Source organism: Salinivibrio sp. MA351 (assembly GCF_001996065.1).
Classification (GTDB): domain Bacteria; phylum Pseudomonadota; class Gammaproteobacteria; order Enterobacterales; family Vibrionaceae; genus Salinivibrio; species Salinivibrio costicola.
Map to the genome: position 1 here is coordinate 33,100 of NZ_MUFG01000015.1, position 11,905 is coordinate 45,004.

Annotated in this window: 12 protein-coding genes; 8 read left to right on the forward strand and 4 right to left on the reverse strand. The window is 48.7% G+C overall.

Going from position 1 to position 11,905, the window contains the following annotated elements:
- Nucleotides 1-2 precede the first annotated feature (2 nt).
- Together truC and BZG78_RS09445 are read right to left on the reverse strand one after the other, a co-directional pair.
- Nucleotides 3-740 (reverse strand): tRNA pseudouridine(65) synthase TruC, encoded by a 738-nt coding sequence (truC, locus tag BZG78_RS09440; protein WP_175993541.1) that lies wholly within the window; start codon nucleotides 738-740, stop codon nucleotides 3-5.
- An 8-nt stretch (nucleotides 741-748) separates the two neighbouring features.
- On the reverse strand, nucleotides 749-1,069 hold the full coding sequence (locus BZG78_RS09445) for a YqcC family protein (protein ID WP_077661055.1): 321 nt from the start codon (nucleotides 1,067-1,069) through the stop codon (nucleotides 749-751).
- Nucleotides 1,070-1,209: 140 nt separating this feature from the next.
- Between BZG78_RS09445 and BZG78_RS09450 the strand changes: the two genes are divergently transcribed.
- From BZG78_RS09450 to BZG78_RS09470, 4 genes are all read left to right on the forward strand, one after another.
- Nucleotides 1,210-2,262: a DUF3549 family protein gene (locus BZG78_RS09450; protein ID WP_077661056.1), complete on the forward strand. Its 1,053-nt coding sequence runs from the start codon at nucleotides 1,210-1,212 to the stop codon at nucleotides 2,260-2,262.
- Entirely contained in the window at nucleotides 2,252-2,566 is a 315-nt protein-coding gene (locus BZG78_RS09455) for a DUF3301 domain-containing protein (RefSeq protein WP_021022011.1), read from the forward strand. Before BZG78_RS09450 ends, BZG78_RS09455 begins: the two co-directional genes overlap by 11 nt.
- Nucleotides 2,567-3,493: 927 nt before the next feature.
- Nucleotides 3,494-3,727 carry a DUF2789 family protein gene (locus BZG78_RS09465; RefSeq protein WP_077459738.1) on the forward strand — a complete coding sequence of 78 codons (234 nt, stop codon included), beginning with the start codon at nucleotides 3,494-3,496 and terminating at the stop codon, nucleotides 3,725-3,727.
- Nucleotides 3,728-3,759: 32 nt separating this feature from the next.
- Entirely contained in the window at nucleotides 3,760-4,038 is a 279-nt protein-coding gene (locus BZG78_RS09470) for a hypothetical protein (RefSeq protein ID WP_021022014.1), read from the forward strand.
- A 32-nt stretch (nucleotides 4,039-4,070) separates the two neighbouring features.
- Here BZG78_RS09470 and BZG78_RS09475 read toward each other — a convergent pair whose 3' ends face one another.
- Together BZG78_RS09475 and syd are read right to left on the reverse strand one after the other, a co-directional pair.
- Entirely contained in the window at nucleotides 4,071-4,850 is a 780-nt protein-coding gene (locus BZG78_RS09475; RefSeq protein ID WP_077459739.1) for a Zn-ribbon-containing protein, read from the reverse strand.
- Nucleotides 4,847-5,395: a SecY-interacting protein gene (gene syd / locus BZG78_RS09480; protein WP_021022016.1), complete on the reverse strand. Its 549-nt coding sequence runs from the start codon at nucleotides 5,393-5,395 to the stop codon at nucleotides 4,847-4,849. The genes BZG78_RS09475 and syd overlap by 4 nt, the downstream gene beginning before the upstream one ends.
- A 63-nt stretch (nucleotides 5,396-5,458) precedes the next feature.
- Between syd and queF the strand changes: the two genes are divergently transcribed.
- The 4 genes from queF to ppnN all read left to right on the forward strand — a co-directional run bounded on the left by queF (nucleotide 5,459) and on the right by ppnN (nucleotide 11,889).
- On the forward strand, nucleotides 5,459-6,307 hold the full coding sequence (gene queF / locus BZG78_RS09485; RefSeq protein WP_021022017.1) for an NADPH-dependent 7-cyano-7-deazaguanine reductase QueF: 849 nt from the start codon (nucleotides 5,459-5,461) through the stop codon (nucleotides 6,305-6,307).
- Between the two features lie 58 nt (nucleotides 6,308-6,365).
- A complete protein-coding gene (locus BZG78_RS09490; RefSeq protein ID WP_077661058.1) occupies nucleotides 6,366-8,771 on the forward strand; it encodes a hypothetical protein in 2,406 nt (801 codons plus the stop codon).
- 76 nt (nucleotides 8,772-8,847) lie between these two features.
- Nucleotides 8,848-10,407 (forward strand): GGDEF domain-containing protein, encoded by a 1,560-nt coding sequence (locus tag BZG78_RS09495; protein ID WP_077661059.1) that lies wholly within the window; start codon nucleotides 8,848-8,850, stop codon nucleotides 10,405-10,407.
- Between the two features lie 120 nt (nucleotides 10,408-10,527).
- A complete protein-coding gene (ppnN, locus tag BZG78_RS09500) occupies nucleotides 10,528-11,889 on the forward strand; it encodes a nucleotide 5'-monophosphate nucleosidase PpnN (RefSeq protein ID WP_077459741.1) in 1,362 nt (453 codons plus the stop codon).
- Nucleotides 11,890-11,905: the final 16 nt, after the last annotated feature.

Consider the following 11,905-nt stretch of genomic DNA (forward strand, 5'->3'; position numbering starts at 1 on the left):
GTCTAGTTATCGTATGATGACGCCGGCGCTTCCCAGCCCAACTGTTCAATAACATGCTGCCAGACTGTATCCAAAGGCGCATGAATAAAAACAGTCTTGCCACTGGCTGGGTGCGTTAGCGTCATCTCACTGGCGTGCAATAGCAGCTGATGACAATTAAATTGCTCTCTAAACACACGATTGTGGCGACCGTCTCCATGAGTAGTGTCACCAATGATCGGATGGCTTAAGTGGTGCATATGCCGCCGCAATTGATGCTTACGTCCAGTATGAGGTTGCATCGCTACCAAACTATAACGACTGGTCGCATAGCGTCCGGTTGCGATCGGCAGCTCAACTGTCGCCAATGGCTGATAGTCTGTCACCGCCGCTTTTGCTGTCGCCGGTTGGCTGGCGTGTTTATCCGCTATTTTGTCTTGTTCTTCCACCAGCGGGTAATCCAACTGGCCAGCATGGGAAATCCAGCCTCGAACAATGCCATGGTAAGCTTTTTTGACCTGCCCTTCAGCAAACTGCGGCATCATCTTAGAGGCCACTTCACTGGATAACGCAAACACCAAAACGCCCGACGTCGGCTTGTCCAGTCGGTGCAATGGATAGACATGCTGGCCAATTTGATCTCTCAAGGTTTGCATCACAAATCGGGTTTCCCCTTTGTCTAACCAAGAGCGGTGGACCAGCATCCCTGACGGTTTATTCACCACCACTAAATGCTCGTCACGGTATAAAATGTTCAGCAAAGTATCGGTCATTGTTCAGAAAACAAGTTATCAATTCGAACAACGACAGCAACCACGTCACTATGGCCTGCCTGCTCTTTCATTGCTTCTTCCACGTACGGTGAGATTTCAAAGTTACGTGGCAAAGCTTGCTCTGTCTTGATAAGCGCTCGCATCTTAGGCACAAAAACCCATTGCAACCATTCGTGGCACGCCAGTGTATCGACAGCAAACGGTTCAGTGCTGGCTAGCCGCTCAGTTGACGGTGGCGTCGTCTGCCATAGCGCGTGATCGTTTAGCACTTGCTCTAATTCATCAAGGAGTTGTTCACATTGTTGGCGAAGAGTCATTGACAACCTCATCATTACTCGACCGATAAAGCGCGAAGCATAGCACGAACCGATTCAAGACGACATTAACAAGGCGAGCATTGCAGGGATAAAAACTGATATACTCGCGGCTAATTAAGCGATAACGAAGAGCGGATATCATGCAAACGGTTCACGCCCTCAGCGCCCTATTTGATCAAGCTGGTTGCCAATTCAGTGTCTATGATTTAGGCCGTCGAGTGTGCCGCCTGGAAGAGGCATCTTTTCGTGCCGTCGAGGCCAACCAACAACCTTACCCTCACCCATTACGTCAGCAAGCGCATATGGCCGTGGCTTTTTGGCCACAAGGTGGCACGCCTTGGGTATGGTTTTTAAAAATGCCTTTAGATGAGCGAGGGTTATTAAATCACACTGCAATGGGGGATTTCCTTCAGTATGTCAGCGCGGCGATGGGTGAGAGCCTGACCGCGACGCCAAACAAGGCACAGCGCGAGAAACTGGCCAACAATCCTTATACCTTTACCCCAACTGACGACAAGATGGCGATGTTTCACGCCTTACTGACCTATCAACTGGGTCATCCTGCCAGCCAGTACTATGACCATGCCCAGCATTACCTCAATGGCGAGCTCGGCTGGGATAATTGGCAAGGCGTTGGACTTCAGGGGCTAGCGGATACCTGCGTGCGTATGCAGGAGCAAAATAATGCAACTCGAGTTCGTAAAGCACTGAATAACATACCTAGCACACCACTATATGCGCTGTTAGGTTGTTTGGAGCATTGTGAAATTAACGCGAAATTAGCGGAAAGTTTACGCGAGATGTTTACTCAAATGTGCCAAAACCAAGATGTCGACTTGTTTTTGGTCAGTGCATTACTTCGTGCTCATGCTGGGGCGCCTTCAGACACCGAGCACCAACTGATAGAAGCGGTGCTTGCAAGGCCAGAGCTCCACCACCGAGAAATTTTTGTCGCTATTGCCGGTCGCTGCTGGCGTAGCTTAGCCAATGAATCCGTGCTTGACTACTTTTTGATTGCCTTGGCAGACCACCAAGATGCAGCATTATTTCAGCAAATCTATACGGATTTGGTCATGTTACCACCGTTACGCGGTGCACTACTGACGCGGCTCCACGGTCATACATCACCCGCCCTGGCTCAGGCCATGGCTCGGATGCAACAGGCCGTGACACAAACATCACATGATCACTGATCTATTGACCATCTTGCTGGTTGTCGTCATTGCCTTGCTATTTTGGCAACAGCGGCGGCAATCTGAGCAAGCTCACCAGCATATTCGTCAATACTGTCAACGAATGGAGTTACAATTACTCTCAATCGCGCGCGGTCGCCACACCATGGTCAAAACGAAGGCTGGTTGGCGATGGGTAACGTACTATTGGTTTGAGTTTTCAGCGACGGGTAATGATCACTACACCGGTCAAGCACAGCTTTATGGACTAAGGCTGAAAGCGATTGATACGCCTGTTCATACGATGCCGGGGCAATCCGATTGATCGATGAGAAGATCGTCAATGCAAAGGCCCTCCCTAGTATAAAGACCTTAGGGCAAAGACCTGAGTACAGAGACCTGGGTGCACAAACATAGTCGCGCATCGTGATAAGCTGTACTAGATTATAAATATGATGCGCACGCTGAGGGGGTTTTTGCGAATGCGTGACAGGGAGTCACCGAGTGTCGGCCACCGAGTGTCGGCCAAAGCACTCAAAAAGGAAAGGGCGCAGCTTGCGCCGCGCCCTAAAGTTTTACTTGCAGCTATCCTGCTACGAAAAGGTGCTCCCTGCATCATTCCTTGATCAGTCGCCGATTCCTTCAGCGTCGTTCCATGTCTCTCCGTCTTGGAGGTGTCCTTTCGTCATCCTGACAAACCGAAATTCCGATTTTCGATAAGCTCTCCATCCTGGAGGTGTCCATGACTTCGTCCTGAAGTGATCCTTAAGCCCCCATCCTGGGTTGTCCTAAGTCTTCCTGACGTACAAGCTTCCTGCTTGCAGCGAACGGTTCCGTCCGTTGTCCTTTTTGCAATCCTTGCCAGCGCTTCTTCCTGAAGTACTGCCTCATCCTGAGGTACCAAGTCCTTGGTGATTCCTGTTCCCTGTGTCAGTTCCCTTCCGACACCCATAAGATTACGCGAATAGACGCTTGGTACAAGTCACTGTCACGTGCTTAATCTCTCATTTTTTAGTCCGAACTAGTTACAATCCAGTAAGTCACTGTTTTAAATTAAAAATAAACTATCGTCAGGTCGTTTGTCTTGATACGATTCTGCTTTTATCCCACGCGCGTGTAAGAGATATCGCACACAGAAAAGGGATAATTGTCTCGACAAGGTAGGATTGAGTCATCAACGGTGGGGAGAGGTCTACGCTTTTTATTCTTGCTATAGTCAATATAGACCCATACCAACAGGATAGGAGAGACAATGGAAACGTTCCAGCATGATTTGCAACATCTGTTTGAGCAACTCGGGTTAGACAGCGATCACACAGCGATTGAGCACTTCTTATCCAGCCACTGTCTGGTGGACGGACAAACGCTGGTGGAGGCTCCTTTTTGGAACGCGGCGCAGCGGGCATTGATTGAGCAAGCCGTAAAAGAGGATGCCGACTGGGCTGAGCAAGTTGATATGCTTGATGCATTACTGAGAAAGCCCTAATCTTGCCGCTGACTTTAAACCAAGGAGATGAAATGAGCTATCAAGCAGCATTAGAGCGAGCGTTAAAAGCGCTCGCCGCAAAAGGACAAAGCGCGACAGTGGCAAAGATAAAAGCTCAACTTGATACACAAGTCCCATTGCCGCTGATCATTCAGGCCGTCAAAAGTGCCAAAAAAAATCAGTCCCTGCCTGCCATGTCAGCCCCCGAGATCACCCTGTCTGATGCTGAGCGGATCGATCAACTTGAGCAACACATTACACAGCTAAGTGAGCGTTTGGCCCGGTTAGAAGCAACGTTGGACAATCAGTAATACAACAATCAAGCAATCAAGCAATCAAGCAATCAAGTTAGTTTAAAGTCCCAAGACAGGTTTGAGACCAAACGGCAAGCCTCACACTTAAATAAGAAAATATCGTGCAGTGGCGTATCTAATCGCCACGCTGCGCCGCATTTCGGACAAGGGCGTGTTAACTCACTGTCCTTGTCTTTGCCACCGACGCGATATTGATAGTAATAAGTCGGGATCCCCGTTAGGTATTCAATCCGACCGCGCAAATCCCATCCCCGTTGAAATAGCCGAGTATGGGGGCTTTGTATCTCGTTAAGCCCAGCAAATTCGGCATCACTGGCGCCCGCCATTTGTAGTTCATCACAGGCCTGCCATTCCGTTTGCCATTTGACGACTGACTTATGATCACCATTAAAGGTGGCTGGTAAACGGTATAAAGGGATAGGTAGCAACGTATCCCCGCAGCGCAGCGGTGAGCACGTGTGCACAAAGGTTGTGTACAACACTTGCCAACTTGGTGACGCATTAGGCGCCGCTTGCTCCGAATTGAGATCGCGCCCCAAAAGGCGTACTTTTGGCTGGGTCAAACACGCATCAGCCAATTGTTGCAACGCGCGTTTGACTTGAGGACTATGATACTTAGGTTGTAACGCATCTTCATCTGGACACACCACACGGAGCTGAAATTGCCCGTCTTGCATGAGAATAGGAAATTCGCGTCCAAGCACCTGACCGTTATATCGCAGCGCGTCCATTAAACCATTAAGCTTACGATCGACGGCATCTACTGTGGTGTTATCGAAACACTCAAACGTCAGCTCTGTCAGGATCATATAGCATCAACCTCCAACGCCGTCACAAACGCTTCGGCATCTTTGGCTATCACGTCGCGAGTGCCAGTATTCAATCCTTCTTTCACCACTTCGCCGCTCATATTATCAATTGAAATGATCGTCATTTCGTCATCCGTGGTGGCAATGAAAACAGTCGGGGTCAATTTACGCTGACGTTGCATCATTAAATGCCCCAAAATATTTTCTTGTAAGCGTGCGAGATCGTCATCGCTCCAAACTTGCACCAAACAGATCGACTCCCCCGCAAACCGAACCGGTAAATCGGCGCAATAGAAGCCATTATAAAAATCTTTTATATCACTGTGTAAACGCAGCGATATTCCCTTCTCAACATTGGTAAAGTCCGCGGCGGTTTCACGCTTAACTGGCTGCCACTGTACTTGATGCGCATTGTCACTGACCATACAAGGCGATGAGAGCCCGATATACTCATCCGAGCACGGTAAACTCTGATATTGATGCTGCCATGCGGTAACATAATTCTGTGCTAGCGCCCAAAGGGCGCGATGTAATGTGTTCTCCATTCGCAACCTATAGCAAGATTCAGTAAACTTTACCCATTCTACTTGAATCAATAGCAGATCCGTATGAGCAATTATCAAGATGCCGATGCCCTAGCCAAACTATCGCTAGGTCAACACACTGATTACCCAACTGAATATGATCCGTCACAGCTGCGTGCGGTCCCGCGCGAATTAAACCGCCAAGCTATCGGCCTCGATCAGGCGTCGCTTCCTTTCACTGGCTATGATACCTGGACGCTCTATGAGCTATCCTGGTTAAACAAGAACGGTTTACCTCAAGTCGCGATCGGCGAGGTACGATTACCCGCATCCAGCCCAAACCTAGTGGAATCGAAATCGTTCAAGTTATACCTCAATAGTTTTAACCAAACCCGATTCGATAGCTGGCAGCAAGTGGCGAATGCACTGCAAACCGACCTTTCCGCTTGTGCCGGCGAAGCTGTGGATGTCACCTTATCGCCCCTCAGTGAACTAGAAGGGGAAGTGATTGCGGGACTATCAGGCGAGTGCTTGGATCATCAAGATATCAGTATTGATGACTATCGTTTCCAACCTGAATGGCTAGAAGACGCCGCGCAAGGTGCCATTGTGTCCGAAACCCTTCATAGTCATTTGCTCAAATCGAATTGCTTAATCACTCACCAGCCCGATTGGGGCTCAGTGAGAATTGCTTATAAGGGCAAGAAAATAAACCGTGAGAAATTGCTTCGTTACCTGGTTTCATTCCGCGAGCATAACGAATTTCACGAGCAGTGCGTTGAGCGCATTTTTATGGATATTATGCGCTTTTGTCAGCCTGAAAAATTGACCGTCTATGCCCGCTATACTCGCCGCGGCGGTTTAGACATAAACCCCTATCGTACCAATATGGGCAAAACCCCGAGTGAAAATAACCGGTTAGCACGACAATAACAAAACGGGGCTGCTTATCGGCAGCCTTTCTTTCATTTTTATACATAGAGGATGGCGCATGCGCATCAGCCCACTACTTGTAGGCCTGCTTTTTTGGTTGACGTCGATGGCGGCGTTCGCTTCTATCCACTCCTCGCCCGTTTTGACCGATGCCGAAAAATTATTGGATACATCCCCCATCCAATCCTTAGAAATCAGCAACCGATTCCTGGCCCAACGACGATTAACGACAGGGGCTAATCGTTCACACGTCAACAATGACACCGATCGATCGATTCGGACGCCGTTGCACACGGTTTATGCGTATTTAATTAGCGCCCGTGCTTATGCTCATTTGGAGCAGCCACTTGATTCCAAAGCCGCGCTCCAAAAAGCGTATCAGGTCGTTGAAGAGTACGATTTAAAACATACTCACGTGCAAGTCGTTCTGACTGAAGCGACGCTTATTTGGCACTTAGACCATGATGAACAAGGCGCACTGGCAAAGTTAGATGCAGTACAAACGGCGATGAGTACCTTGCCGGAAAATAGTCTCAATGGGCCAGAGCTTCGCTTTCGTAGTGCCTTACTACGCGCCAACATACTGGCTGAAACATCAGATAACGAATCGGCATTAGTGGCGTATGAAAATGCACGCAGCCAGCTGAGTAATGATCCACAAGATCTTCGCGACAAAGTCGAGTTTCAACTGTCATTTGGACGTTTTTTGCTGGCACAAGAACAGCATGAAAGTGCCTTAACTGAACTGCTAAGCGCTTTTTGGATCGCCAGTGAAAATGAATATACCGCATTGATCGCGAACGCCAATATGGAACTTGCTCGACTTTATTTTCAACAAGGTGTACTCGAGCAAGCACTCGAGCATGCGAATCAAGCCGCGGCATTTTTCGAACACTTCTCACTCAGCCGACGACTCTCAGCGTCTCAGCGCTTATTAGCTACCTTATACGAGCAGCAATCTCGGTATAATTTTGCACTCGTGCATTATTTTAATGCGCTCGAAGTTGAGCAGTCTCTTGGCCGAACTCAACCGCTCGCCGATATACACTTAGCCATCGCCCGCACCTACTTTGAGCTAAAACACTTTCCTCTCAGTGATCGCTATATTCAGGATGCATTGCGACTCGTGGGGAGTTTGCCAAACTCGCCACTGACAACTCAGGCCATGCTGTTACAAGGCCGAATACATTTAGCGCTTGAGCAACCCAAACAAGCAGAAAAGGAAATCAAGACCGCGCTTGAGCGCGCCGAGGCTGAAAACGATATCACCACCATGACCCACGCCTATCAGGCATTATCAAACGCTTTCGAAGCGCAGGAACGATATCAAGTTGCGCTCGCTATGCAGCGAGAATATGAGCAATTACGAGCAACACAGGCTCAATCAAAGCAACAGCAACAAGCAGATACCTTTAAGCAACAGCAGCGTGTGGTTGAACGCCAGTTACAAATGGATGAATTACAGCGTCAGCTCGATACGGCGCATCAAGAGCAGTTGCACCTACAAAAAGTCAATTACTTTCTGTTGGGCAGCCTGGGTGTCCTAATTGCCATTGTCTATCTACGCCACCGCGCCGCAGTGTTACGCCAAACCGAGCTCGAGCAGTTACGTGATGACTTCTACACTCACCCTCGCACTGGGCTGAGAAACTTACGTATGCTTAATGCCAAATTGCCGCGTTCGCTTGAAAAAAGTAATGCCAATTTTGAGCAATGGTACCTCAACGACATGATTCACCAACCGCTCAGTGATCGGCTACGCTTCGCCATGTTCGACGTGGTTTTTCTCAAAGAATTGTTTTTGTTGCATGGTTACCAACGTGCTCAAGACATAGAACGCCAGCTCGGTGAGTATCTGTCTGAACGTGTGACACAATCTGGGCGTCTGTACCATTTTGCTGACACCCTGTTTATCTATATAGAGACAAACTGGGACGAAAACACCAAACCTGAAGCACTCGCACAATTTGTACAAACATTGATAGAGGATTTTGTCACCCAATACCAAAATACCGTCCACGAAGCGCCCGCTAAGGACGCTACTGTCGACACATCAGACCAATTACTTGATGACCACACATCCATTGATGCTGCTCCTCAACATCTGGCGCGTTTAACGCCACACGTCGCCATTGGCTTAGCAGAGTATCCCTTTTTGCCACGCGCATATACCTCGATCAACGATCAGGAGCTGATAGAGATCTTGCTCACCGCCACACATCAAGCAAGCGCACTGGTTCAACAAAGTGAAGAAAGTCATTGGGTCCACTTTAGTGCGATTAATACGGCGCCGGCGGCGAGTTTCGTCAATACCAACCTTCGCCAAGCCTGTTTAAAAGGGATTGAGTCTGGGCTAGTAAAGGTTAAAACATCATCAAATGGCCTCATGGACTGGCAGAAGGATCACGAATCTGATAAAAAGCGAACATCTTTTATTGATGACGATAGCAATAAGTCGGTATAGCTAACGTCCATGGGTGGTTCATTCTCACTACCTGTGATGCTGAATCGCGAATGTAATTAGGTGTTTTTTCGACCAAATGACTAAGTCAACTCCATCACCGTTGTCGGCACAGACCGCTCAGGCGGATCATCATCATGCGCCTTCAGCGTATCGAGAGCTGGCTTTGAAGTCGCGTCGAGAGATCCATACGCTCAAACGCTTAGCCTCGCGATTGATTGCGACATGCACAGGCAAAAACACCGCGGTAGATCAAAAACTAACCGACTTCCGTGACATATTATACTCAGCGCAGGATGTTAGCGCGTTGCTTCCGCGTTTAGCTGTTATTGAACGCATGGTGAGTCATCAAGACATGACACAAAAAAAAGCACAGTCCCATCTCGAAGAGCAGTTTCATACCAGTGGTGAAACGCTACAACGTGTTATCGGCCTGCCTGCTCAACTCAGGCGAGATTTACGCGAGTTGCTAGCAAAATCGGCGAACAGTGATACTGAAAGAACGCAGCATTTGATCCGACTACTTCAGCTCTACGAGCGGGCTGTGACCTTGCAAGTCACACGCCCTCGCGCTCAACACGCGCAAATAGAGCTCGATAAAGACCAAATTCGTCGCGTCGCAGATGAGCTACAAAACCTGATTACCGAGCTCGATATTGATGGTCAAGCTGGCAGTCAGTTGCTTGATATTCGTCGCCAATTATTGACCGATGTCGCGCCAGCGACTGTCGTCTCACTCACTCTGTCCGCCCTTCGGCTTATTTTAGATGCCACGCAAGCCGAGCGTCAGGCATCACAACAATTTCTCGCCCAAGTGAATGATGATCTGGTTGCAATCAGTCAGCAAAATACGCGCGCTTTTGATCACGCCACACAATTGCGGGTGGCACATCAAAGCGTTGATCAGCGCCTAGATCACACCATTACTGACATTGAAAAAGAACTTGGCCTAAAAGGCACGCCAGAGTCCAATCCTGAGGCCGCACTAACACGTGCACTCGACGCGCTGAACGCCATAGCAAAAGAGAACGAGGCCCTCAAAACGCGAGAGCGCGCACTCGAAGAGCAACTGAGCCACAATCAAACCCAGCTGAGTACACTGGCTGAACACACGATGGATCAACGCCGTCATGTTGGCGACCAAGAACGCAAGCGTTTACTGGATCCACTGACCCGTGTTTACAATCGCGCCGCGCTCAATGATCGCCTCGAACATGAATTCCGCTTGTGGAAGAAGTACCAACGGCCGTTTTGCCTCGCGGTGATTGACATTGATCACTTCAAGCAAGTTAACCAACAGTTTGGGTATGAAGTCGGTGATAAAGCCTTGAAAATCGTCGCGCGTACAATTTATCAATGCTTGCGTGATACCGATTTTATAGCTCGGTTTGGTGGTGAAGAGTTTGTAATCTTATTGCCCGATGCCAACGATGATACTCGCACAGAAATCCTAGCCACTATCAGCCATACCATCCGCAAGCTGCCGTTAAAATTCAAGAACGAACGCGTCGCGATCACCGTATCGATTGGTGCTACCCTCTTTAGCGATCAAGATACGCCAACCCCCGTTCTAGAACGAGCAGACCAAGCGTTGTATCAAGCCAAAAACAGTGGCCGCAACCGAATTATTTGGTGTTAATTATTACTGGTCAATTGTGGCTGGCGTGTGTATTTTTAATTAACACACTGATTTTTATAGCACCGTGCTATCTTCCCTACTTGGCTTTTCAAGAGGGGCGGTCCGTAAGAGGTTGTCGTTATGATCACACACATTAGCCCCATAGGAACGATGGATCTGCTTTCTCAAATTGAGGTTGATCGTTTAAAAACCAGCGCCAGCAGTGATTTATACCGTTTATACCGAAACTGCTCATTGGCTGTTTTAAATTCTGGTAGTCATACAGATAGCTCCAAAGCGCTGCTAGAAAAGCATGAAAACTTCGAAATCCGAGTGCTTCGTCGAGAGCGTGGGATCAAACTCGAGTTGGTTAACCCACCTGAGCATGCCTTCGTCGATGGTAAAATCATTCGTGGCATTCAAGAGCACATGTTTTCTGTGCTAAGAGATATCATTCATGTCAATGTGCAGCTCGAGCACAGCCCGGCGCTAAACCTAGACAGCTCGCCACATATTACCAATTTAATATTCGGTATCTTACGCAACGCCAAAGCACTGCGTCCCCATGTCGATCCTAACCTGGTTGTATGCTGGGGCGGTCACTCCATCAATGATATCGAATACCAATACACCCGCGAAGTGGGCCATGAGTTAGGGCTGAGAGAGCTGGATATTTGCACCGGTTGCGGGCCAGGTGCGATGGAAGGGCCTATGAAAGGGGCGGCCATCGGTCATGCGAAACAACGTACTTATGATAGCCGCTTTATCGGCCTGACGGAGCCATCTATTATTGCCGCCGAGCCGCCCAATCCAATGGTGAATGAATTAGTGATCATGCCCGATATCGAGAAGCGTTTAGAAGCGTTTGTTCGTATCGCCCACGGTATCATTATTTTTCCTGGTGGCGCCGGTACCGCCGAGGAGTTACTTTATATTCTCGGGATCATGATGCACCCCGATAATCACGCGCAGCCACTGCCGATCGTACTCACTGGGCCCAAAGAGAGCGAGGCCTATTTTCGTGATATTGATAATTTTATTCGTGATGTACTTGGTGAAGAAGCCACACAATACTACGAAATTGTGATTGATGATCCGGCCAAAGCCGCGCGTTTGATGAAAAATGCCATGCCCGCCGTCAAAGAGCATCGCAAAGCAACGGGTGACGCCTACTCGTATAACTGGTCATTAAAAATTGAGCCCGGCTTTCAGCATCCCTTCGCGCCCACGCATGAAAATATGGCAAACCTCAACTTACACATGAATCAACGCCCAGAGCTTCTCGCGTCTTCGCTGCGCCAGGCTTTTTCAGGCATCGTTGCAGGTAACGTCAAAGATGAGGGGATGCGTAATATTGAACGCCATGGCCCATTTAAAATTGATGGCGACAAGTATTTGATGGCCAAAATGGATAAACTTTTGCAAAGTTTCGTTGAACAACAACGCATGAAGCTACCTGGCACTGCGTACGTGCCTTGCTATGAAATTGTTTCCGAGACTTAGGCACGACTTTTAACGC